This window comes from Microbacterium sp. LBN7 (genome assembly GCF_045690345.1).
Taxonomy (GTDB): Bacteria; Actinomycetota; Actinomycetes; order Actinomycetales; family Microbacteriaceae; genus Microbacterium.
This window is the reverse complement of the sequence record NZ_CP147856.1, coordinates 1047089-1069257: the sequence shown is the minus strand read 5'-3', so window position 1 is coordinate 1069257 and position 22169 is coordinate 1047089. Positions and strand designations below refer to the sequence as shown.

Here is a 22169-nt window from a genome sequence, read left to right as displayed (position 1 = left end):
TCGTCGCCTCACAAGCCGCGAACTTCGATCCTGTTGTCCACGTCGGTGACGTGCGGAGAGGCCCACGCGGTGTTCGCCGCTTGGCGACGTTCCGCCCACGACTTCACGGTTCCCGTCAGGACGACCTTGTCGCCCTCGGCACGAACATGGATGCCGTGGCCCTCCAATTGGGCGTTCCGGACAAGCGCCTTGCGGATGCGCTCCTCCGTATCAGCGGCGGAGGGACGCGCCTTCAGTGTGATCATGCTGTTGACGGTATAGACGCCACGCAGGTACTGGACGGCCCGCTTCGCGGCTGTCCGCTGGTAGTCCCAGTCGACCTCACCCGTGAGCGTGACGTTGTGGCCGTCGATCTCCGCTTGAACGGCGTCAGGGACATTGGCGGTCCGTGCGAGCGCACGGTTCACCTCTTTCGCGATGTCCGTCTCGGTGACGGGGTTCGCCGACCTCGGGTGCACCCTGATGTCGTCGACGATCGTCCGCACTCCCCGAACACGGCGAGTCGCGCGCTTCGCGGCGAGGCGCTCCGCATACGTGTCCACCTCGCCGGAGAGCGTGACAGTCCCGTCCGCGACGGCGACGCCGATACGCGCGGCGTCGACATCCGGGGTCCATTCGAGTTCATCGATGACGAGAATCTGCACGTCGAGGTCGCTGTCTGTGGCAATGGGCATGGTTCTTCCTTTCGCTGAGGTGCATCTCCTGCACACGATTCACGGTCGTCGCGTTTGCCCAGGGGCGTCAGGGTCCTAGGTCCCACGACTGACCGCACCGATGCTCGTATGACCTTCGTCCCGTTCGCTGCGAGCTCGGCAAGACACCGTGGACTTATGGAAAAAGCAGCCGCAGATCGCATCGTCGTCGGCGTGGACGGATCTGAATCCTCTATCTCAGCCCTTCGCTACGCCGCGCGAATGGCCGCCGCACTTGACGCGCCGCTGCACGTCGTCACGACGTGGACAGCACCCCCGATCGATCCCTACCTGGCCATCGACTGGACGCCTGAGAAGTACGCCGGGGAGACGCTGGACGCCGCGATCGAGGAGGCTTTCGGCAAGACGCCCCCTGAGGGACTCACCCGTGCCGTCCTCCCCGGGGCAGCAGCGCGCACGCTCATCGGACTGAGCGATACGTGCGCGATGCTCGTGCTGGGCAGTCGAGGCCATGGTGGATTCGTGGGACTCCTCTTGGGCTCAGTCAGTGCGGCTTGCGCCGAGCACGCGCATTGCCCGGTGCTGATCGTGCACACACGGAAAACCAATGAGGGCGCGGACGAGGAAGCGACTTCTTGATCTCTCTGCTCCGGAGGTACCCCGTCATCGCGATCACGATCATCGTCTTCATCGGGGTCCTGGCGCTGCATGCCATCGGCACGCAGAACGCGGGGCGGTGGATAGCGACGATCTACGTCGGAGGGTTCATCGCTTGGACGATGAACGTCATGATCCGCGACGTGATTCGCGGACACGTCGGGCTCGACATCCTGGCCCTTGTGGCCATGATCGCCACCCTCGCGGTCGGCGAGTACATCGCCTCGCTCATCATCGTGCTGATGCTCGCCGGCGGCGAGGCGTTGGAGGACTTCGCCAGCAGACGCGCCAAGCGCGATCTGTCCGCCCTGCTCGACAGGTCGCCCCGTGTCGCACATGTGCTCGTGCACGCTGATGACCCGACTGGCGCAGAGGTCAAGGACGTCCCGGTGGATGACGTCGTCGTCGGAGACGTGCTTCTCGTCCGCCCATCCGAGATCGTCCCCGTCGATGGCTCCCTCCTCACCGACACCGGCTCCTTCGACCAGTCCTCGCTGACGGGCGAGAGCATGCCTGTCACTCGCGAAGCCGGCGGGGAAGTACTGTCGGGATCGATCAATGGGAACCGGGCGGTAAGAATTCGTGCGGAGCGCTCCAGCGCCGACAGCCAGTATCAACAGATCGTCGCACTCGTGCGGGCCGCGGAAGACTCCCGTTCTCCCGTCGTCCGATTGGCTGACCGCTTCGCCATACCGTTCACCGCCGTAGCGCTGATCTTGGCGGGAACGGCATGGGCGATCTCGGGAGACTCCACACGGTTCGCTGAGGTCCTCGTGCTGGCCACGCCTTGCCCACTCCTGATCGCAGCACCGGTCGCGTTCCTCGGCGGTCTCTCTCGGGCAGCGAAGGCGGGAGTGATCATGAAGGGCGGTGCGGTGATCGAGCAGATCGCCCGGGTGCGCTCTGCAGCGTTCGACAAGACGGGAACCCTCACCCAGGGGCGCCCCGAGGTTGTCGATATCCGCCCGTCAGAGGGGTTCGGCGCCGACGAGATCCTGCAGCTCGCGGCCTCAGCGGAGCAGTACTCCTCTCATGTTCTCGCCGACGGGATCCGGCGTGCTGCAGAGAGCAGGGGTCTCCTCCTGCGGGCTGTCACCGATGCTCGCGAGGAAGCCACCAACGGCGTCGTGGCAACGATCGATGGGCGTACCGTGGTCGTCGGCAAGCCCGCATTCGTCGCCGAGCTCGCCCCCGGTACCACTCGGGCCCTGCTTCATGCCGGCGAGGCCGCGGCCTACATGGCAGTGGACGGACGATTCGCCGGCGTGCTCGTACTCGCCGACGACGTACGTCCGGAAGCAGCGGACGTCGTCTCGTGGCTGCGCGCCCACGGTATCGATCAGATCATCATGCTTACCGGCGACGTGCGGTCGACCGCCGAGGCCGTCGGGCAGCGCGTCGGGATCACGGAGGTTCGCGCTGAGCTGCTGCCTCCGGAGAAGGTGGGCCTCGCGAGGGAGCTCGAACCTCGACCGATGATGATGATCGGTGACGGGGTCAACGATGCACCCGTCCTGGCCGCGTCAGACATCGGTGTCGCCATGGGAGCGAAGGGGGCGACCGCCGCCGGCGATGCCGCCGATGTCGTGGTCCTCGTGGATTCTCTGGCAGGTGTTGTCGATGCTGTGGCGATCGGCCGCCACACACTTCAGGTCGCACTTGCGGCGATCTGGATCGGCATCGGGCTGAGCCTCGTGCTCATGGTCGTGGCCATGAGCGGAATCATCCCGGCCGTCGTCGGTGCTGTCACTCAGGAGTTCGTCGACCTGGCCACGATCCTTTATGCGCTCCGTGCGCTGCGGGGACCGCGCGTGGCGTGACGTGATCGGGCCCAGGACTCGGCCGCGCACGGAGGGTGCGATCGGAGCACGCTCCGCGGTTCAGCGGACGACGATGGTGGTGGTGGCGACTCGGGCGAGGACTTCCCGGCTGGTCGATCCAAGGAGAAAGCGCGCGATCGCTCCTCGTCCATGAGATCCGATGACAGTCAGACGGGCTGTCGCCGCGAGGCGGTTGATGGTGTTCTCCGGGTATCCGCGTTCGACGAGACGATGCACGACGAGGTCCGGGTACCGTTGTCCGATTCCGGCTAGCGCGATGCCGAGAGTCTCCTCTGCGATCTTCTGCATGCCGGACAAGTAAGTCGTTGGGTAGGAGTGCATACCTACGGGAAGCGGAACAGTCGACCAGGTCATGACGGCGGTCAGCCGGTCGCCAGCTTGGTCCGCCTCCGCAGCTGCGACTGCGAGGGCTCGCTCCGACGTCGGGGATCCGTCGATACCGACGATGACTCCGCTTCTTCCCGCCAGATCGATGTCGGGAACCACGGCGACGGGACAATGCGCGCCTGCGACGATCCGGATCCCATGCGGTCCGCGGCTGATCCCCGCGTCCGGTCCGCGGTAGTCGCTTCCGATCACAAGCAGATCGAAGATCATCGACGCATTGATGAGCTCTTCGACAGGGTTCCCGCGGCCGACTCGCGTGTCGGCTGCGATACCTCTGGTGCCGATGCGTTTAGCCTCTCGATCCAGCCTCGTCTGAGTGAGCGTCATGGCTTGATCGACGACAGCTCCCTCGCCGACGGCGCCTGTCGCCCCACCGACGATCGAGATGAGTTCGATCCTGCCCTTGCGTTCCTGCGCGCGCTCTGCTGCCCAGTCGGTTGCTCGCCGGGAGGCTTGGGTGTCGGTCACTCCTACGAGGATGCTCTCTTGCACGATCTTCGTCCTTCCGATCACTGCGTGCGCTGGTCCGGTTGTGCGGGGAGACGGCGCCGAGCATCTCGCGAGGCGACGTGCGACACAGTGCTGATCACTTGTCCTCTGCTTCGGTCGCCGCATCCGAGGGTACGAAGGGCCAACAGACGCGGGTAAGCCATCTGCGAGGGTCAGGCTCTGCTTCGGGATCGGTCAGATAGTGCTCCCACATCACCGCCGCAGGCGCGAGGTTCGCCGAAGACATGTATCGCTCGATCTCTGCGTAGGTTTCTTCAAGCGTGTCGTAGGGCCCAGTGTGGAATGCCTCGATGACCTTTCCTGCGGGAAGCGTGCCGGACTTCACGTCGCCGGTCGCGATGATGGGGAGCGCTACTGGGAACCCCGCTTCGACATCGATGGTGTCAGTCGGAGAGCCGTAGTACTTTGCGAACGGAGCACCGAGAGGTCGAATGTTCTGGGACTGAAGAACACTCATGGTGTCGCGGAAGGCTCGCGAGAAAAACTCGGTCAGGCCCGTAGCGGGAACCCGCTCCCTGACGCCGGCGGTCCATTGCTGAGGCTCCTCGGTGATCCGGATATTCGTCATTCCACAACACTGATGGGCGCGACGGTGCGCCATAGAGTCCAACGTCCCACGGAACACCCGGAGCCAGACGATCTCAGCCCGCGCGCGAGGACCGACGACGATCGGTCGGGGGACTTTCGGCCCGCTCGCATCGCTAGTCGCCCAAGATGCTTAGCGCACAGACCGAAACGAGGAAGTCGTATGCGTGAAGAACGGAGCACCATCAGAGTGGTGGAGACGGCCGGCCAATGGGGCTTCTTCTTCCTGCTCGCCTACATCGGTGCCGCGATCTAGTTCATCTCAGGTGCAGATGGCAGCTTCTGGGGCGCGATCCTGGGCCTGCTTCAAGCGGCCGTTTGGCCCGCCTACGTCATCTTTCATGTACTGGAAGCTCTCGGCGCCTGATCTGGCCCCGGAGATCGTCCTATGGCGCGGCCAGTCATCGGCGAGACGTTCTTCGCCTCGAATGAGAAGGCGATCCCGATCTATCGTTCGCTCGCCCGACCGCTTGTGGCGCTCGACGGCGTCAATGTGGTGGTATCGCGAAGTCAGGTGGCACTCCGGGCGCGACGAGCATTCGCGTACGCGTGGGACCCCTCTCGCTATGTAAAAAGCACTGCGCCTCTCGTCGTGTCCATCGCGTTGCGCGAGAAGCTCTCCTCCTCTCGGTTCAAAGAAGTCGTCCATGTGTCGCCGCGAACTTGGATGCACCACGCTGAGCTTCGATCGGTGGCGGACGTCGACGACGAGCTCATCGGATGGCTCAAGCGTGCCTGTGAGGAAGCTCGCTGAACGCGCGAACAGCCGTCATCCCGAACCCATGGCCCGCGGGACCTTCGGCCCGATCGCCGAGCGGAGCGTTGACGAGACTATCTGCGTGGAGAAGCCATCAGAAGTCGCGAACTTCCTCGTCAAGGTCACCGTGGCCCACGTCGTGACCTACTTCCTCGTGGGAATGGTCGCTGCGACGGTGCTCGACTACGAGTCGCTTTTCGCGGAACCGATCATTCGGGAGTACATGAAGAGTTTCGGGTCCATTGCGCTTTTCGTCGGTCCCGTCGTCCAAGTAGCTCGTGGTCTGATCATCGCCGCTGTGCTCTTGCCGTTCCGCAGTGCTCTCGCAGCCAGATATGGCTGGTTCTGGCTATGGATGTTGATGGTGGGAATCTCCATCCTCTCTACAGCGGCTGCGGCGCCATCGTCGATCGAGGGAGTCGTGTACACCAAACTGCCGCTCTGGTATCACGCCATCGGATTGCCGGAGATGCTCGTGCAAACCCTCCTGTTCAGCGTCTTGACGGGGCTCGTGATTCGCCATCCGCGGGGAGTGCTCGCTGCGCTTCCTGCGGTTTTTGAACGTTTGTTGCGTGCCGTCGTAGCGGCGTCACTCGCATTCATGGGGTACGCAGTCGTATCTGTGCTCTTTGCCCTGGCAGCGGGTGCGACCATCGACGCCGGAAACAGCCTCACACTCGAGGTGCAAGGCCTCTTCATCGCGCCGTTCCTCATCAACGGCATCGTCGCTTTCGCAGCCGCTTCAGGCCTGTCAGCGCCGAAGCGGCTCGCGGCTTGCCTTGCCGCGTTCGTGGCCAGTGCCGCGGCAATCCTGGTCTACCAGTCGACTGTGAGCGGGGCCACTAATCTGGTCTATGCGCTCGTGGCTCCGATTCTGCCCTCGCTCATCCTGTGGCTTCTGATCTCCCGACACCGTTCGCATGTTGGATCTCCCACTGGGCTCGCGCGAGCAGCGGACACGCATTCCGTCTCTGAACCCGCAGATAGCCCGACAGCCCCGGCGTCCTCCTGAGCAGCAGCGGCAACTTCGGCGCTGGACCGGTAGCGAACCGAGCACGGAAAGGTGATGCAAGTACTCGGTCCCGATATCATCGCCAAGCAGCTGAGGTGCTCGGCTCTGAGGCCGACGTCGTCACCCGTCCTTCATCGGACGAACTGGTGGCGGATGTTCAACTGCTCCGAAGCGCCGCAGGTGCATTGCGGAACGCGATCGCGTTCATCGACCTGCTGTCTTGTTGCGCCGAGCGTCCTGAGGCCCGGCGAAATGTACAGCGTCGACCCCAGCTGACACAGCGCCGAGCAGCACGGACTCGGCCGGCGCTGAGTAGCGAGCAGGGCGGATGGATCGCGGATTTTCAGACAGGTCTGGTGAAAAAGGTCACCTCATGAGCCTGACACGATTCCCGCGGAATTCCGCAGAAGTCGTGTCGCACTTTGTGACAGCTCACGCGAGATCGGACAGGAGACTGTCGATCGGGGTTGCTCCTTTCCGGCTTCCGCTTACTCCGTGAGCGCAATCGCTAGTCGCGGAAGCTCGCGGCCCGGAATGGAGCCACTGGGCGAGGTGCCGATGCGTCGAGCTCCAAAACGCAGATAGAACGACTCCGCACCTGGATCCGCATCGAGCTCCAGGCGTGTGAACCCCGCGGCCCGCGCGGAGTGCAGTGTGTGCTCGAGCAGCATTCGGCCGCATCCGGTGCCGATCGCGGACGGATCGACGAACAACGCCGATAGCTCGCCTTCGTCTGTGTCACCTTTCACGAGGCTGAAGCCGAGAACGGTATTGTCCTGCTCCACGACCCACATCAGCGGTGACCCACAGGTCGTCGCATCGAAGGTCAGCTCTGCTCGGCATGCCTCGAGGAACTCGGCTGAGTACCCCCAGTACCCCTTCGAGCGCAGAGCCAAAGCTGAGATCTCTTCGTGCTCCTCAGGCCGTGCTCTCCGTACGTGCTGATCGCTCACATTCTCACTATGCACGCCGCGGCATCCCAGACGCCAGCCGGCGGTGTAGGAGTGACGCTCTCGAGCCCGTCGACATAGACTCGCCACCGGTGACCACAGGCTGACTCAGGGAGGCAGGAACATGGGATTGTTTGCGAAGAAGGGCGACGAGGCTGTTCTCGCGAAGCTCCGAGAAGCCCCCGCGCAGTACCGGGAGGTCGCTGAGCGCCTCCACACTCTCGTCCGGGAGAGCGCGCCCTCGTTGGAGCCGGTCGTCCGCTGGGGACTCGTGTTCTACGTGAGAGACGGCAAGGACATCTGCTACATCAAGCCGGACAAGGACTACCTCGCGTTCGGCTTCGGCGAGGTCGTCAACCCGACACGAGAAGAGGGTGCCCATCTGCATCCTGTCGCGTGGACGGTCACATCGCTGGATGCTGCGACCGAGGCCACGATTCGCGCCTGGGTCGAGAAGGCCGCCGCCTGACACGGACGGGATCCCAGGGGACCCCATCCGTGAGCGTCGAATCCGTGCCTACCGCACGTCTCTCACCGCACGCTCTGCGCTGGCCGCCGTGTCCGTCGTTGCTGCGCCGCGCGGCCATGTCCAGGCCCACCGCACGATGAACGCGAGCACGACCAGCTCCAGTGCGACGCCCAGGAGGTAGAAGAACAGCCACGACCCGCCTACCTCGCCCACGGCGTTGAAGGCCGCGAACGGGACCTGTATCGAGGCCACGACGAGGTTGGCGATGCGGCTGGCTCGGGCGGGCAGCGCCACCGACAGCACGACCATGAGGATCGGGATCGCGAGGAGGCTCAGCGCGATGATCGCCCAGGTCTGGGTGATGTCGAACTGCCAGACGACGCCGACGAGGATGTCATCGACGACGCCGGGCTTGTAGAAGGCGAGGATGTCCACGTAGATGTAGAAGAGCATGAAGCTCGTCCAGGCGGCAGCGAGTCTGACTCTGACCGGCATCCGCTGCTCTTCCAGCGCGGTGGTGGTGGGTCGTCGTGTGTTCATCAGGTACTCCTTTGTCGGGTGCGGATCATGAAAGGGGGTCGACGTCGGCGATGCGCAGCACGACGTTGCCGCGCTTGCGCCCGGTGTCGACGTAGCGGTGCGCCTCGACGATGTCGGCCAGGGCGAAGGACCGGTCGATGACGGGTCGGTAGCGACCGGAGTCTGCGAGAGCCACGAGGTGGGCGAGCTCGTCGGCGCCGGGTTTGCCGACGTTCCAGGTGACGAGCTTTCCCGATCGACGGATCTGACCGCGGCTGCGCAGCATCGACCGCAGATCGGCGACCACGAGCAGGAGCGCCCCGCCGGGAGCGATCGATTCCTCGACGCGGTCGAACCCGGCATTGCCCACGCCGTCGACGACCACGTCGTACGTCTCGTCGCCCGCGGTGAAGTCCTGGCGGGTGTAGTCGATGATCCGGTCCGCGCCGAGTGACAGGACCAGAGAGGCGTTGCCGCCGCTGGTGACGGCCGTCACGTCGGCGCCGAGCTGCTTCGCCAGCTGGATCGCCGCAGTGCCGACCGCGCCGGATGCTCCGTTGACGAGCACCGAGGTGCCCGGCCCGATCGAGACCTGTCTGAAGAAGCCCTGCGCGGTGATGCCGCCGAACACGAGGGTCACGGCCTCCTCGAGGGTCATGCTCGCCGGAGCGTGGGTGATCGCCCCGTCGGCGGGCACGCACACGTACTCGGCGTGACCGCCGAACGCTCCGCCCATCGCCGCGATGACACGGTCGCCGGCGGTGAACGCTGTGACGCCCGGGCCGACGGCTTCGACGACGCCCGCGGCATCCATGCCCAGAATCGGATGCTTCGGCCGGAACACGCCGATCCCGGCGGCCGCGAGCAGACCGAGGCCGGGCGGCACGTCCCTAGCGCGGGACCGATGATCGGCGATGCTCACCGTGCTCGCGTGCACCCGGACGAGCACCTCGCCGGACTTCGGCGAGGGGATGGGGCGCTGTTCGAGGTGCACCTCCTCAGGGCCGCCGAACCGGCGGTAGACGGCCGCGGTCATGGTCTTATCGGGTGTCATGCCTCGATGCTCGTCTTCCCGGGTGCGCGGATCATCGGCCAGGCGGTCCGGCTCTGCTCGGCCGAAAGTACGGCATCCGTTCTGTGCCGCGGGCCGATGTCCTGGCCCTCCGAGGCGACGAGCATCGAGACATGTCGCAACAGATGAAGGCCACCCGCCGTCCGACCTCGGTGCGACGGCGGGCGCGTCCGAAGAGCGGATGGCCGGCGATCACCGGGCTCCTGCTGCTCAGTGCGCTCCCGGTGCTCGGCGGCGTGCTCCGCCTCGGAGAGGTGGGCGCCGGCTCCGGGGACCCGTCGCCTCCGGCCTCGACAGTCGCGTTGGTCGTGCACATCGTGGCGATGACCGTGTACTGCGTTCTCGGCGCCTTCCAGTTCTCTCCGGCGCTGCGAGCACGGCATCGCTGGCATCGCTCCGCCGGCCGCGTCCTGGTTCCCGCCGCCTTCCTCGCGGCCTCGTCCGCCGTCTGGCTCGCCGTCTTCTTCGGCGGACCTCCGGACGAGCTCGCACTCGCGATGATCCGCCTCGTCTTCGCGACGGCGATGACGGTGTTCCTGGTGCGAGCGGTGATCGCGATCAGACGCCGGGACTTCCCCGCGCACGGTGCATGGATGACACGCGCCTACGCGATCGCGATCTCCGGCGGAACCCAGGCGCTCGTCTTCGCGTCGTGGACGATCCCCCTCGGCGAGGTCGACGCGCTCGGCGAGGCCTGGCTGGTCGCGGTGGCCTTCGTCATCAACAGCGTCGTGGCGGAGCTGCTCATCCGCCGACGGACCGGCCGGCGGATGAGCCGCGTGACGGATGGCGCTGCGCTTGTATCCTGACGGAGTGACCGGACTTCTGCGTTCCGCGTGGAGTGCGCCGAGCGCTGTGCCCCCTCCGCCGCGCCGGGTCTGGCGGGATTGGGTTCTCCTGACCGTCGTCGCCGTGCTGGCGGTGGTCGAGAGCATCCTCCGAACCGACCTGCAACAGCCGCTGCTCTCGGTGCTCGTGCTCCTCGCCGTGCTGCCGTCAGTGCTCTGGCGCCGCACGAAGCCGCTGCTGATGCTCATCGCCGTGATGGTGCCGCTCGGGCTGCTCCTGCCCGACTCGACCCTCTACACGAGCCTCTTCGCCATGGTGAACGTCTACGCGCTCTATCGCTGGGGGGCAGGTCGCGACCTCGTGATCGGCTCGGTCGTCCTCCTGGCGAGCCTCGGCCTCACGTTCGTCCGCGGGGAAGGCCTTGATGAGCTCATCGGTGGGTTCGCGCTGCTGCTGACGGTGGTGCTGCTCGGCATCGCCTTCCGCTATCGCGCCGGATCCCGGCAGCGTGGCCTCGACCGCATCCGGATGCGGGAACGTGAGCATCTTGCCCGTGATCTGCATGACACGGTCGCCCACCACGTCTCGGCCATCGCGATCCGGGCCCAGGCGGGCCTGGCGGTGGCGGCGCGAGACCCTGGAGCGGCGGAGGACGCGCTCGGCGTGATCGAGGCGGAGGCGGCCAAGACCCTGAGCGAGCTGCGGTCCATGGTGCGGGTGCTGCGACAGGGCGATACGGCCGAGCTTGCGCCGAGTCCGCGTTTGGGCGACATCATGCAGCTCGCCGGAACACGACCCGGTGGCGCGACGGTCGTCGTGAAGGTGGCGGGGGATGACGGCAGCATCCCGCCGCCCGTGGCCGCCGCGGTCTTCCGTCTCGCGCAGGAATCCGTGACCAACGCTCTCCGTCACGCCCGGCAGGTCACGCGTGTGGACGTGCTCGTGGAGGCGGACGCGGGAGGGCTGCGGTTGAGCGTGACGAACGACGGAGAGGTCGCCTCCTCTCCCACGCCCGGATTCGGGATCATCGGCATGATGGAGCGCGCGGCTCTGCTCGGCGGCACCTGTCAGGCAGGACCGGCGCCCGGCGGCGGATGGGCCGTCACCGCGGTGCTCCCTCGTGTTGGATGGTCAGCATGACCATCCGCGTGCTCGTCGCCGACGACCAGGAGCTCGTGCGCACGGGCCTCAGCATGATCCTCGGCGCCCAGCCGGACATCGAGGTCGTGGGTCGGGCCGTCGACGGCAACGAAGCCGTCGCCCTGGCCCGCAGCCTGCGGCCAGACGTCTGCCTGTTCGACATCCGCATGCCCGATCTCGACGGCATCGAGGCGACCCGCCTGCTCGCCGGTCCGGGCGTGGATGACCCGATGGCGGTCGTCGTCATCACGACCTTCGATCTCGACGAGTACGTCTTCGCCGCGCTGCGGGCGGGCGCCAAGGGCTTCCTGCTCAAGGATGCCGGACCGGAGCTTCTCGCGCAGGCGATCCGCGCTGCCGCCGGCGGGGATGCTCTGATCGCCCCCAACGTCACGGTCCGGCTGCTCGAGGCATTCGCCGGAGCGCGTCCCGCCGCGCCGCCCCCGCAGCCCGTCGAGCCGCTCACCGAGCGCGAGGAGCAGGTGCTCGCGACCGTCGCGGGAGGCCTGAGCAACGGTGAGATCGCGAGCGAGCTCTACATCACCATCAGCACGGTGAAGACGCACGTCGCGAGCCTCATGACGAAGCTCGGCGCCCGCAATCGCGTCGAGATCGCCATCTGGGCGCACCAGACGGGGCGGATGCGCCGGCGAGCCGGCGACGGCGACGAGCGGTGATCCGTCGCTGACGGCTGCGTGAGTGCGCGTCAGCCGGCTTTCGCGGGAGTCGTGCGCGCGCGGAGATGCATCCGCTGTCCGTGTGCGCCGAACAGGCTGAGAATCTCGACGGGTCCCGCGCCGGCCGACCCGAACCAGTGCGGGTTCTTCGTGTCGAACTCCGCGACCTCGCCCGGCCGCATGACGATGTCGTGCTCGCCGAGCACGAGCCTCATGTGACCGTCCAGTACGTAGATCCATTCGTACCCGTCGTGGGCGCGCAGGGTCGGCTCCCGCTCAGTCGCAGGGATCGTGATCTGGAAGGCCTGCGGCTCACCTCCTCTGGCCGAGAGTCTCGTGAGGATGCGTCCGTCGGCGCGAGAGGTCTTCGGAGCCACACGGGGGTCGCCGATGCGGGGAGGGCTGACGATCTGCTCGAGAGGCACGGCGAGAGCGGCGACGATCGGCAGCAGCAGCTCGAGGCTGGGTTTGCGTTGACCGGACTCCAACCTGGACAGGGTGCTCTTCGATATCCCCGTCATGCTCGCCAGGTCGAGGAGAGTGGTGTCCTTGGCCAGACGGACTCGTCGAAGCCGCGGCCCGATCTGGCTCAGTTCCGTCTCTATCCGCTGCCTCGTGCTCATCCGCTCACTCAAGCATCTCCTTCCCGGTTTCGGCAACGGAATTCCCACTTTCGTGCCGGTACCTGGGACGGTGGTCCCATGCGCGGAGAAGCCGCGCTCCTACCCCGAATGAAGGACAGACGATGTCGAACCCTCAGGCCGCCACGCGCCCCGCCGACCGCGCCATCACGAAGCCTCCGTCCGTGCATGTCCGCGCCGTCATCACCTGGCTCGCGATCTTCCCGCTCGTGACGCTCGGCTTCATCGCGATCGCACCGTTCTCCGAGGGATGGAATCCCGTGCTCCGCGCGTTCGTCCTCACGATCGTGGTCGTTCCCGTCGCGGTCTACCTCGTGGTCCCGCAGCTGATGCGCCTGCACGCATCGCTGCAGGCCGGCATCCGACGATGACTTCGCGGCGTCGCGCGCACGGGCGCCCTTCGGGGAGCTCCCGTCAGAGCAGCATCGCCTCGCTCAGGGGCACGCCGCTCCACTTCACGATCCCGAGACCCACGAGGCACACTCCCGCGGTGACGGCCAGCAGGATCCACGACGGCTGAGATCCTGTCGCGAGAAGCCAGGCGCCCACCGCGCCGAAGAGGATGGTGAAGCAGAGGCCGCCCCAGAACAGCAATGCCCCGACGAGTCCGAGAAGGGGACGGGGTTCCGGGCGGCTCATGCCTCCACGATATCGGCCGATTCCACAGTCCCGAGAGCGCATGCCGCACCGATGATGTGCGCACAGAGCTGCATGTTCCTGTCGGCGCGGCGGGAGCGGTGAACAGAGCAGAATAGCTGCATGCTCTCCGTCCGCGTCAGCGTCACCCAGGCTCTCTCCGATCAGACGCAGGAGATTCTCTCGGGAGACCCCACCGTCTGCGGGCTGGCCGTCCTCCCCGGGGCGGCGTTGGACGGACGCGGCGACGTGATCCTGTTCGAGATGACCAGGGAGAACGCGAACAACATCATGCGCTCGCTGCGGCACCTCGGCATCCCCGCCGAGGGCGGCATCGTCGTGTCGGAACCTCTGGTCGTGGTCTCCGATGCCGCCGACCGGGCCGAGGCTCTCGCCCCCGGACATCCTGCCGACGGTGTGCTCTGGGCGCAGCTCGCGAGCAAGGCGGAGGAAGATGCGCATCCGTCGGTCTCCTTCTTCGTCTTCCTGCTGCTCGCGACGCTCATCGCGGGTGTGGGCCGTCTGCTCGACCAGCCGATCCTCATCATCGGTGCGATGGTCGTCGGCCCGGAATTCGCGCCGCTGGCCGCGATCTCCTACGCGATCGTCCGTCGACGCCGCGGGATCGTCGGTCCCGCCCTCGGAACGCTCCTCGGGGGCTTCGCCGCGTGCGCCGCCATCGCCTGGGCGATCTGGGCGATCCTCTACTCGATCGGCGTCATCACCTACGAGCAGGCGACCACCGGCCCCGCGACGGAGTTCATCGTCGCTCCCGACGCGTGGTCGTTCGTCATCGCGATCCTCGCCGGGATCGCCGGCGTGCTCTCGCTCACGACGGCGAAGTCCTCGGCCCTCGTCGGAGTGTTCATCTCGATCACCACGGTGCCGGCGGTGGGGACCATCGGGCTCACGCTCGCCGTCGGCGCCTGGGATGAGGCGCGCGGCTCCGCGATCCAGCTGCTCGTCAATCTCGCCGGTCTGCTGATCGCCGGCGTCGCGACGCTCTACGTGCAGCTCGTCGCAGGACGTAGGCGGGGTCGACGAGCCGCCCGCCTACGCCGACCGCGTCGCCGGCGGAGCACGACCCGGCTGCGGATGCTCAGCATCGAAGACAACGGGCAGCCGTCCCCACCCCGTCAGGATTAGTCGGCTCACTGCGACGGCGTCGCCTTCTCGCATGGAAACGGGGCGGGGCCGCATGGGTTCCGTGTGCATCCGCGCTCCCGGGGTCCGCGCGGAGGAATGTGGGGGACATGTCCCTCGTCCATCGTCCTCGATTCACTGCCACCACCCGCACCGTCCCCGCTCCCGCAGATTCGTCGGTTCCGCGTTGGGGTCACGTGTCGCGCACCGTGAGCCACTACGGTACCGTCGCGTCCGTGCTCGCCGTCTACCCGCCGGACTCCACCGGCGCGGAACGGCGCCTCGCCGAGGCCAACCGCTTCTTCACGCCGCTCGCGCTCGGCGGGGGCGTCGTCGTCTGGGTGGGCCTCTGCGCAGTGGACGTCCCCCCGATGCTCGCCGCCCTGGTGCTCACGGCAGCACTGCTCCCGGTCGGCATCTCGCTCTCGCGCCGTGCGCGCGGCATCCGTCAGCGCACCGTGACGCTGGCAGCGAGCCGGTCCGGCCTGCACGAGGAGACCGCCGAGGAGCGCGCGCAGCAGCGCAGGCTCGACACGATCGCCGAAGCTCTGCAGGATGCCGCCTTCGCCTGCAGACACGGCGTGATCAGTCGACGGGAGTTCGACCGAGCGTGGCGAGCGGCGTACGCGCACGCCGGCGGACGACTGACACCGGGCGGGTGACGACGACTTCCGTCACCTTCGCCCGAGGACCTTCTTCCATCGGGCGGCGTACGACAGCGGCACGAATCCGACTGCTTCGTTGACGTCGAGCATGTGGCGATTCTCTTCGGCATTCATCGTCTCGATGAGACCGTGATCGGGGAACCCGTCGCGGAGCTCGCGGATGTTGGCGAGTTTCAACAGCATCCCGAGGCGGCGACCGCGATGATCGCGCAGCACCAGGGTGTCGCGCTGTTCCACGGATCGATCGGGCTCCGGCGGTACATCGAGCTCGGTGTAACCCGCCACCGTTCCCGTGGCGTCGTGGACCACGATGGTCGTGAGCAGCATGCGAGGGCTCGTCTCCCACAGGTCATCGAACGCACGCACACGCTCGGTCGTCCAGACGTCTTCGCTCTGTTCGATAACGGCATTCGGAGCATCGGTGCTCATCCTGGTGCGCAGATGTGCGATGCTCTCCATCCATTCGTCCGGCGTCCGCCCCTGCCACGTCACAGTGCGGTAGCCGGCGGCCCCCGCGGTCGTCTCAGCGAGCAGGGCCGAAAAGGCCTCCTCATCGACGGGCAGTGCGAGGCCGCTCAACCGACCGACCTGCTCGAGAGAGAAGTCGCGGTTCCGCAGGAAGCGCGTCGAGGCGAGCTCTGCCGGCACGGATCCGAAGCCGGTCGGGGCGGAGATGCGGTCGCCCGTGTCTGTCGGCGTCGCGAGGAAGCTCGTCTGATTCTGGACCGTCGTTCGACCTCGGGCTCTGGCCGTCTGCTCGAGGCGCTCGTAGAGCGCTGAGCCGACGCCCTGGTTCCGGTGATCGGCAAGCACCGCGACGGAGGCCCAGCATTCGCTCGCATCGGCCGGGAGCGCCAGGCTGCCGCGCGCGACGACCCGGCCGTCGACCTTGGCGACGAACCCGAGCATCTCGGTGCTCTCGTCCTTCCAGTTCGGCAGCATCTCCTCTGCCGTGAAGAGCTCGCCCGGGGCTCCGCGCTGCTCGGCCTCGACGGTGCTTCTCACCTCGGCCATGCCGATGAAGTCCGCGGCATCAGGGGAATCGATGGTCTCCGGCACGGTGAGCGCGGAGATCGTGAAGGCCGGCTCGACGCCGGTGTGATCAGGGGATGACATGGTGAACCTTCGGTTCGCGGGATCGTTCGACTCACCCACGGCGTGGGGAGGAGGGGGATCGCTGTCAGATGGTCACGACGGAAAGCCTCTCATGCCGCCACCGCGGCGGCAATGGTGCGGCTCCGGTCGTCGCCGCGGTCAGTTGATGATCTCGCCGCGCTCGTCGGCGCGGATCGCGGCCAGCGTCTCCCGCCAGGTCGCGAGTGCTTCGGGGGTCAGCCGGGTCCAGTCGAGCACCTCGGAGACGACCCGGATCGGCTCGGTGCTGCGATACGAGCGCGTGGGGTTGCCGGGGAACTTCTTGTCGGTCACATTCGGGTCGTTCTCGAAGGGGCCGGTCGGCTCGACGAGGTAGACGCGCGGCTCGCCGTCACCCGCCGCGAGTTCGGCCGCCAGCCCTGCGCCATCCCGCAGAGCCGTGAAGTAGATGTGGTTCATCACGATCTCGGGGCGGTAGTTGGAGCGGAAGCCCGCCGTCAGGAGGTCGCCCTCCTGCAGATCGGCCTTCGTGCCGTGAAAGAACGGTCCCTCGTCCAGCGCGTCACTCATCCCGACAGCCTAGGAGTTCTATCCCGAGCCCGTGATGTCCAGCTCGTCCTCGTCCAGCGCGATCACGCTCCAGACGGTGCCGTCCGCGGCGGTGAAACCGCGGCGCTCGCCGAACGGCTCATGCTTCCGGGATCTCCCGACCGAAGGCCTCGAGAGTGACGGCCTCCGGCTCGGGCCCGCGACGCACGTCGGTGTCGAGCGCGTCGATCGAGGCGAGCTGCTCGGCCGTGAGCTCGAAGTCGAACACGTCGTAGTTCTCGGCGATGCGCGCGGGTCGCACCGACTTCGGCAGTGCGGAGCGGCCCTGCTGCAGGTGCCAGCGCAGCATGACCTGTGCCGGCGACTTGCCGCGCTCCGCGCCGATCGCCTTCAGCGTCTCGTCGTCGAAGGCAGATGCGCCGTTGGGGCGGTATGCGGTGATGCCGCCGATCGGCGACCAGGCCTGCGTGATCGTGCCCGCCGCGGCATCCGCCCGCTGCACATCGCGCTGCTGGAAGTACGGGTGCACCTCGACCTGGTTGACCGCGGGCACGATCGAGGTCGAGGCGGCCAGGTCGGCGAGGTGCGACGGCATGAAGTTGCTGACGCCGATGGCGCGCACGCGCCCCTCGCCGAGCAGGGACTCGAGGGCCTTGTATGCGCCGACGGTCAGGTCGAACTGCGAGGGCAGCGCCTGGTGCAGGATGAGCAGGTCCAGAGTGTCGACGCCGAGCTTGCCGGTCGACTTCTCGAAGGCGTGCAGCGTCTCGTCGTAGCCGAAGTCGCTGATCCACACCTTGGTCTCGATGAAGATCTCGTCGCGGGAGATGCCCGACTGTCGGATGGCCTGTCCGACCTCGCGCTCGTTGCCGTATGCCGCTGCCGTGTCGATCAGGCGATAGCCGGTCTCGAGCGCCGCGGTCACCGCTGCGACGGTCTCCTCGGGAGCGGCCTGGAAGACGCCGAAGCCGAGTGCCGGCATGGTGACGCCGTTGTTCAGGGTGAGATTCATGGTCATACCTCCAGTGTGCGGATGGACGCGGCCGGATGGGAGGGGGTGCTGGTACCTCCCTTCCGCAGCCGGCGAGGCGTACCGTCGAGGTATGGACACCCGCAGCGAGGTGCGTGAGTTCCTCTCCACGAGGCGCGCACGACTCACCCCCGACAAGGCAGGGCTCCCCGTGTTCGGGGGCAACCGACGCGTGCCGGGGCTCCGTCGCGAGGAGGTCTCGCTGCTCGCGGGCGTCAGCGTCGACTATTACACCCGCCTCGAACGCGGTGACCTCTCCGGAGCGTCCGACAGCGTGCTGGACTCCCTCGCGAGGGCGCTGCAGCTCGACGACGCGGAGACGGCGCACCTCTTCGACCTCGCCCGCACCGCGAACGCCTCACCCGTGGCCAGGAAGCCGCGAAAGAAGGCGGAGGCGATCCGCCCCAGCATCCAGCGCCTGCTCGACGCGATGACCGGGGCGCCGGCACTCGTGCGCAACAGCTCTTTCGACTATCTCGGCGCGAACGCGCTCGGCAAGGCACTCTATTCGCCGCACTTCACCGATCCCGCGCCGAACAGCGTGCGCTTCGCCTTCCTGAATCCGGCGGCGCACGAGTTCTACCCCGACTGGGACCGTGTCACCCGTGAGATCGTCGCGGCGATGCGCGGTGAGGCCGGCCGCAATCCGTTCGACCGTCGCTTCAGCGACCTGGTGGGCGAGCTCTCGACGCGCAGCGATCGGTTCCGCACACTGTGGGCCGCGCACGATGTGCGCCACCACCGCAGTGGGGTCAAGCGGCTCCGGCATCCGGTCGTCGGCGAGATCGAGCTCGTCTACGAGGCGTTCGAGCTGCCCTCCGACCCGGGACTGCGCATGTCGACGTACACGGCCGAGCCCGGCACGGCATCCGAGGAGAAGCTGAAGATGCTCGCCAGCTGGGTCGCGACGGAGTCGGCGAGCGCGGACCAGGCGGCATCGGCCGAAGCCTGAGGCAGCGAGCGGCCGGACACGACGACCGACGGGCGGTCGTTCAGGGGCGCTCCTCGACGATCGACGGCCACGCGGGGAGCGGGTCCTCGAACTCGCGCCATGCGACCGGACCGGCGGTGAGCTCCTCGTCGGTGACGGCGGCGTCGTCGAGGGCGTCGCGGAGTGCCCGCGCATCGATGCCGAGCCCGGTGAACGCGATGTCCTGCACGGTCGACGCCGCCTCGATATCGGACGACAGCGGATCCATCCAGATCGCGGAACCGACGTGATCCCAGCGTGCGAGGACGCTCGCCCGCGTCGCGAGACGACAGAATCCCGCCGACCGCAGGATGTGGCCGTGGCGACCGGACTCGATGTCGTCCAGCGCAGCGGCGAGCCTCGCGGGGTGGAACGGGCGGGGCTGCTCGTAGCGGAGCGTCGTCACACGCGCATCTGTCATGTGCGGATCGTGCTCATCGTTGAGCGCGTGCACCCAGCCCGCTCTCTCCAGCAGCAGCGGCGACTCCGGCGACCCGGAGCTCAGGGCGCGGATGTCGTCCGCCGGTCCGCGCGACAGACGCACGCGGGCGGCGGGATTGAGGTGAGAGGCGATCGTCATCACGAGGGCCAGACGGGGCGTGTCGACCGCCTCCCAGTTGACGAAGGAGATCAGCGTCGCGCCTTCGACGAAGGACACGGCGCGACGGGCGCGAGCGCCGACGTCGCCGCGGTCGTCACCGGGGCCTGCGGTCTCGAGGAGCGGGCGCTGGTCGGCGAGGTCCTCCAGTAGGTGCAGGGCGTCCACGACGCACACGACCGGAATCCGCGGATCCGTCGCGAGGTCGACGTGCGGGAGGTCGATCTCGGTCCCGATGTCGGCCACGAATCGCCAGAGTTCGCCGCTGCCGAGAGACCGCTCCGACGGGATCGGATCGCGTTCCTCCCGACGCGCGGGAGGGAGCTCCGAGATCCGCACGAGGCGCCTGCCGGTCGCTCGGGCGAGCGCGGCCGCGTACCGTCGTCGCTCCGGCACGCAGACGCCGACGACGATGAGGGGGTGCTCCATGGACGATCTGCTCTCTTCTTGACGGGCGGTCCTCGCCACCCTACCTTGTTATTGAGAAAGATTATCAATAAGGAGATCGTATGAAGGTTCGAGCATCGCTCAAGTCCCTGAAGAATCAACCCGGCGCCCAGGTCGTGCGCCGTCGCGGGCGCGTCTTCGTCATCAATAGGGTCAACCCCCGATTCAAGGGTCGTCAGGGCTGACCCGGGGCGGGCGGCTGCTCAGAGGATCGTGTCGCCCGCCGAGCGCAGCGCGCGCCAGCCGCCCGCCCGCAGGTCGGCGCGATCCAGCACGTCGGCGTCAGCGAGCGGCCCGAAGTCGACACCCGTGATGCCCGTGATGTCCGCGATCGGCACCTGGAAGGTGCGGAAGGCCCCGAGCGGCGGCTTCGCCAGAAGGCCTTCGCCGGTGTCGACGAGTTCGGTCTGGTCGAGGACGAACCCCGCGGCGCGAAGACCGATCGCATCCTGCCAGGCGGCGACCTTCCAGAATCGCAGCGGGATCCGGATGCCGCGGTACGCCGGGTCTTCGTCGGCGAGGACAGGCGCGGTGAAGACGCTCAGCCGCTGATCGGTCGTCTCGGCATAGGCGAGCACATGGTCTTCGAGGCCGAGCCACAGTTCCTTCGACTGGTTGAAGCCGGCGGCCTGCGGCGCGGCGTTCGGGTAGAAGAAGGTCGCCTCCATCGCCTCCCGTGCGTCGGCAGGCTCGCCCCAGCCGGGATCGCGCCGGCGGACCAGGTGCCCGCGGTCGAGGTCGTTGCGCGCGTAAACCTCGGGGCCGGTCTGCTCGTCGGCATCGACCCGGGGATCGAGGCGCCACTCGCCCTCCCTGGCGAGGTCGCGGAGCTCGGCGCCGTCGATGTTCACCGCCGTCGCCGCCGCGAGGCGACGCGAAGGGTCGAGCAGCACCGAGAAGCGCGGGTAGTCGAGCCTCCGAGTGGCGCGCCCCGTCTGCGGCAACGCCACCGCGGTGGCGAGGAAGTCGTCCCGATACCCGTCCGTCATCCGTCCATCATGGTGCTCCCGTGGCAGTTTTGGCGGGTCTGCGAGCGAAACACCCGCCATACCTGCCACGGGAGCGCACTACACGTGACTGCGCTGCTCGATCAGCGGGCAGCTGAACACGTCGCGCTCGCCGAGGCCGACGCGGTTGATGTAGCGGACGACGATCGCGTACGAGGCGAACAGGCCGATGCGGGTGTACGGCACCCCGAGCTCGCGACAGTACGCCTCGACCACGGGCGCCGCGCGACGCAGGTGCGGGCGAGGCATCGAGGGGAAGAGGTGGTGCTCGACCTGGTAGTTCAGCCCGCCGAGGAGAACATCGATGAACCGGCTTCCGCTCACGTTGCGACTCATCAGCACCTGGCGCCGCAGGAAGTCCAGCGTCATGTCCCGCGGGACGACCGGCATCCCCTTGTGGTTCGGTGCGAAGGCGATGCCCATGTAGAAGCCGAACAGTCCGAGCTGCACGGCGAGGAACACGAAGGCGATGCCCGGTGACAGCACCAGGAAGACCAGGACGAGATAGCCGATCATCCGCACGGCCAGGAAGACGATCTCCACCCATCGCCGCTCGAGGCGTCCGCGTGTGAACACGCGTCGAACGCTCGACGCGTGGAGCGACAGGCCCTCGAAGAGCAGGATCGGGAAGAACATCAGGCCCTGGTGCGCCCGCAGCCATGACACCAGCGGGCTGTGATGCCGTGCGGCGCTGTCGGCTGTGACCGCGATGACAGGCAGCTCGATGTCGGGGTCGGCGCCGAGCTTGTTGGGATTCGCATGATGCCGGGTGTGCTTGTGCTGCCACCAGCCGTAGCTCATGCCGACGAGCAGGTCGCCGAGGATCAGGCTGATCCAGTCGTTCCAGCGTCCGGAGACGAAGATCTGGCGGTGGGCGGCGTCGTGGCCGAGGAACGCGATCTGAGTGAACACGATCGCGAGCACGGCCGCGGTGAACAGCTGCCACCAGGTGTCGCCGATCCAGACGAACACGAGGATGCAGGCGATGAGCACCAGTGGCGCTCCCACGAGCTTCGACCAGTAGTAGCCGTAACGGCGGCGCAGCAGTCCGCGCTCGCGGACGGTCTGAGCGAGCTCCGTGAAGGTGCTCGATGCGCGGGCCGCGCTGTCGCGCGGACGGGTGCGGACGGTCGGACGGATGTCGTCCATGATGACCTCTTCGCGGGTGTCGCCCTAGTCGCGGGCGGCACCGCCCTCTTCGGCCCAGTCCGAGATGCGTGCCTCGTCGTCGTCGGTCACCGTTGCGGCGGTGTGGTGGTCAGGCACGTGCTTCGTCGTCAAGGCGGCCGGAAGCGCGTCGACGAGGGCAGATCCGTGACCCAGCGGATCGGGGCTGTGCCCCGCGATCTTCAATTGTGCGTTCATGACCG

Annotated in this window: 28 protein-coding genes; 13 read left to right on the top strand and 15 right to left on the bottom strand. The window is 67.3% G+C overall.

The features are described from left to right. Nucleotides 1-8: 8 nt before the first annotated feature. The gene (locus tag LBN7_RS05180; protein ID WP_407361163.1) at nt 9-674 is read right to left on the bottom strand and encodes a BON domain-containing protein; all 666 of its coding nucleotides are present in this window, start codon (nt 672-674) and stop codon (nt 9-11) included. A 156-nt stretch (nt 675-830) separates the two neighbouring features. Between LBN7_RS05180 and LBN7_RS05175 the strand changes: the two genes are divergently transcribed. Further along, nucleotides 831-1292 carry a universal stress protein gene (locus LBN7_RS05175; RefSeq protein ID WP_407361162.1) on the top strand — a complete coding sequence of 154 codons (462 nt, stop codon included), beginning with the start codon at nt 831-833 and terminating at the stop codon, nt 1290-1292. Then, entirely contained in the window at nt 1289-3130 is a 1842-nt protein-coding gene (locus LBN7_RS05170; RefSeq protein ID WP_407361161.1) for a heavy metal translocating P-type ATPase, read from the top strand. Before LBN7_RS05175 ends, LBN7_RS05170 begins: the two co-directional genes overlap by 4 nt. A 60-nt stretch (nt 3131-3190) precedes the next feature. Here the strand turns inward: LBN7_RS05170 and LBN7_RS05165 are convergent, their stop codons facing one another. Then, nucleotides 3191-4030, bottom strand: a complete 840-nt coding sequence (locus tag LBN7_RS05165) for a universal stress protein (RefSeq protein ID WP_407361160.1) — start codon at nt 4028-4030, stop codon at nt 3191-3193. Between the two features lie 94 nt (nt 4031-4124). Beyond that, a complete protein-coding gene (locus LBN7_RS05160) occupies nt 4125-4616 on the bottom strand; it encodes a GyrI-like domain-containing protein (RefSeq protein ID WP_407361159.1) in 492 nt (163 codons plus the stop codon). Between the two features lie 405 nt (nt 4617-5021). On the opposite strand from LBN7_RS05160, the gene LBN7_RS05155 reads away from it, so the two are divergent. Next, complete coding sequence (locus LBN7_RS05155) at nt 5022-5387, top strand: DUF5655 domain-containing protein (protein ID WP_407361158.1); 366 nt, start codon at nt 5022-5024, stop codon at nt 5385-5387. A gap of 85 nt (nt 5388-5472) precedes the next feature. Further along, nucleotides 5473-6402 carry a hypothetical protein gene (locus LBN7_RS05150; RefSeq protein WP_407361157.1) on the top strand — a complete coding sequence of 310 codons (930 nt, stop codon included), beginning with the start codon at nt 5473-5475 and terminating at the stop codon, nt 6400-6402. A gap of 488 nt (nt 6403-6890) precedes the next feature. On the opposite strand, the gene LBN7_RS05145 is transcribed toward LBN7_RS05150, so the two are convergent. Next, nucleotides 6891-7355, bottom strand: a complete 465-nt coding sequence (locus LBN7_RS05145; RefSeq protein ID WP_407361156.1) for a GNAT family N-acetyltransferase — start codon at nt 7353-7355, stop codon at nt 6891-6893. Nucleotides 7356-7476: 121 nt separating this feature from the next. Between LBN7_RS05145 and LBN7_RS05140 the strand changes: the two genes are divergently transcribed. Further along, on the top strand, nt 7477-7821 hold the full coding sequence (locus tag LBN7_RS05140) for a DUF1801 domain-containing protein (RefSeq protein ID WP_243408831.1): 345 nt from the start codon (nt 7477-7479) through the stop codon (nt 7819-7821). Nucleotides 7822-7869: 48 nt separating this feature from the next. Here LBN7_RS05140 and LBN7_RS05135 read toward each other — a convergent pair whose 3' ends face one another. Together LBN7_RS05135 and LBN7_RS05130 are read right to left on the bottom strand one after the other, a co-directional pair. Further along, entirely contained in the window at nt 7870-8361 is a 492-nt protein-coding gene (locus tag LBN7_RS05135; protein ID WP_407361155.1) for a DUF6326 family protein, read from the bottom strand. 25 nt (nt 8362-8386) lie between these two features. Then, complete coding sequence (locus LBN7_RS05130; RefSeq protein WP_407361154.1) at nt 8387-9394, bottom strand: NAD(P)-dependent alcohol dehydrogenase; 1008 nt, start codon at nt 9392-9394, stop codon at nt 8387-8389. A gap of 131 nt (nt 9395-9525) precedes the next feature. On the opposite strand from LBN7_RS05130, the gene LBN7_RS05125 reads away from it, so the two are divergent. The 3 genes from LBN7_RS05125 to LBN7_RS05115 are packed head-to-tail and all read left to right on the top strand — an operon-like array spanning nt 9526 to nt 12018. Further along, nucleotides 9526-10221: a DUF2306 domain-containing protein gene (locus tag LBN7_RS05125; protein WP_407361153.1), complete on the top strand. Its 696-nt coding sequence runs from the start codon at nt 9526-9528 to the stop codon at nt 10219-10221. Between the two features lie 4 nt (nt 10222-10225). Further along, complete coding sequence (locus tag LBN7_RS05120; protein WP_407361152.1) at nt 10226-11341, top strand: sensor histidine kinase; 1116 nt, start codon at nt 10226-10228, stop codon at nt 11339-11341. Further along, a complete protein-coding gene (locus LBN7_RS05115; protein WP_407361151.1) occupies nt 11338-12018 on the top strand; it encodes a response regulator in 681 nt (226 codons plus the stop codon). The genes LBN7_RS05120 and LBN7_RS05115 overlap by 4 nt, the downstream gene beginning before the upstream one ends. A gap of 29 nt (nt 12019-12047) precedes the next feature. On the opposite strand, the gene LBN7_RS05110 is transcribed toward LBN7_RS05115, so the two are convergent. After that, a complete protein-coding gene (locus LBN7_RS05110; RefSeq protein ID WP_407361150.1) occupies nt 12048-12641 on the bottom strand; it encodes a helix-turn-helix domain-containing protein in 594 nt (197 codons plus the stop codon). Between the two features lie 122 nt (nt 12642-12763). Here LBN7_RS05110 and LBN7_RS05105 point away from each other — a divergent pair, with 122 nt between their 5' ends. Beyond that, the gene (locus tag LBN7_RS05105; protein WP_407361149.1) at nt 12764-13030 is read left to right on the top strand and encodes a hypothetical protein; all 267 of its coding nucleotides are present in this window, start codon (nt 12764-12766) and stop codon (nt 13028-13030) included. 43 nt (nt 13031-13073) lie between these two features. Here the strand turns inward: LBN7_RS05105 and LBN7_RS05100 are convergent, their stop codons facing one another. Then, nucleotides 13074-13298, bottom strand: a complete 225-nt coding sequence (locus LBN7_RS05100) for a hypothetical protein (RefSeq protein ID WP_407361148.1) — start codon at nt 13296-13298, stop codon at nt 13074-13076. A gap of 120 nt (nt 13299-13418) precedes the next feature. On the opposite strand from LBN7_RS05100, the gene LBN7_RS05095 reads away from it, so the two are divergent. Then, complete coding sequence (locus LBN7_RS05095; protein WP_407361147.1) at nt 13419-14441, top strand: DUF389 domain-containing protein; 1023 nt, start codon at nt 13419-13421, stop codon at nt 14439-14441. A gap of 107 nt (nt 14442-14548) precedes the next feature. Then, nucleotides 14549-15100 (top strand): DUF6611 family protein, encoded by a 552-nt coding sequence (locus tag LBN7_RS05090; protein ID WP_407361146.1) that lies wholly within the window; start codon nt 14549-14551, stop codon nt 15098-15100. Nucleotides 15101-15112: 12 nt separating this feature from the next. Here LBN7_RS05090 and LBN7_RS05085 read toward each other — a convergent pair whose 3' ends face one another. The 3 genes from LBN7_RS05085 to LBN7_RS05075 all read right to left on the bottom strand — a co-directional run bounded on the left by LBN7_RS05085 (nt 15113) and on the right by LBN7_RS05075 (nt 17759). Continuing rightward, nucleotides 15113-16219, bottom strand: a complete 1107-nt coding sequence (locus tag LBN7_RS05085) for a GNAT family N-acetyltransferase (RefSeq protein WP_407361145.1) — start codon at nt 16217-16219, stop codon at nt 15113-15115. A 138-nt stretch (nt 16220-16357) separates the two neighbouring features. Next, a complete protein-coding gene (arr, locus tag LBN7_RS05080; RefSeq protein ID WP_341946296.1) occupies nt 16358-16768 on the bottom strand; it encodes an NAD(+)--rifampin ADP-ribosyltransferase in 411 nt (136 codons plus the stop codon). A 118-nt stretch (nt 16769-16886) separates the two neighbouring features. Beyond that, nucleotides 16887-17759 carry an aldo/keto reductase gene (locus tag LBN7_RS05075; protein ID WP_407361700.1) on the bottom strand — a complete coding sequence of 291 codons (873 nt, stop codon included), beginning with the start codon at nt 17757-17759 and terminating at the stop codon, nt 16887-16889. 91 nt (nt 17760-17850) lie between these two features. Here LBN7_RS05075 and LBN7_RS05070 point away from each other — a divergent pair, with 91 nt between their 5' ends. Beyond that, the gene (locus tag LBN7_RS05070; protein WP_341946294.1) at nt 17851-18729 is read left to right on the top strand and encodes a helix-turn-helix transcriptional regulator; all 879 of its coding nucleotides are present in this window, start codon (nt 17851-17853) and stop codon (nt 18727-18729) included. A gap of 40 nt (nt 18730-18769) precedes the next feature. Here LBN7_RS05070 and LBN7_RS05065 read toward each other — a convergent pair whose 3' ends face one another. Further along, nucleotides 18770-19774, bottom strand: a complete 1005-nt coding sequence (locus LBN7_RS05065; protein WP_407361144.1) for a GTP-binding protein — start codon at nt 19772-19774, stop codon at nt 18770-18772. 80 nt (nt 19775-19854) lie between these two features. Between LBN7_RS05065 and ykgO the strand changes: the two genes are divergently transcribed. After that, nucleotides 19855-19977 carry a type B 50S ribosomal protein L36 gene (gene ykgO / locus LBN7_RS05060; RefSeq protein WP_407361143.1) on the top strand — a complete coding sequence of 41 codons (123 nt, stop codon included), beginning with the start codon at nt 19855-19857 and terminating at the stop codon, nt 19975-19977. Nucleotides 19978-19995: 18 nt separating this feature from the next. Here the strand turns inward: ykgO and LBN7_RS05055 are convergent, their stop codons facing one another. The 3 genes from LBN7_RS05055 to LBN7_RS05045 all read right to left on the bottom strand — a co-directional run bounded on the left by LBN7_RS05055 (nt 19996) and on the right by LBN7_RS05045 (nt 22164). Next, nucleotides 19996-20781 carry a DNA/RNA non-specific endonuclease gene (locus LBN7_RS05055; protein WP_407361142.1) on the bottom strand — a complete coding sequence of 262 codons (786 nt, stop codon included), beginning with the start codon at nt 20779-20781 and terminating at the stop codon, nt 19996-19998. 78 nt (nt 20782-20859) lie between these two features. Continuing rightward, nucleotides 20860-21948 (bottom strand): fatty acid desaturase family protein, encoded by a 1089-nt coding sequence (locus tag LBN7_RS05050; RefSeq protein WP_407361141.1) that lies wholly within the window; start codon nt 21946-21948, stop codon nt 20860-20862. A gap of 24 nt (nt 21949-21972) precedes the next feature. After that, nucleotides 21973-22164, bottom strand: coding sequence for a hypothetical protein (locus tag LBN7_RS05045; RefSeq protein WP_407361140.1), 192 nt, complete (start codon nt 22162-22164; stop codon nt 21973-21975). Between the last annotated feature and the right edge of the window lie 5 nt (nt 22165-22169).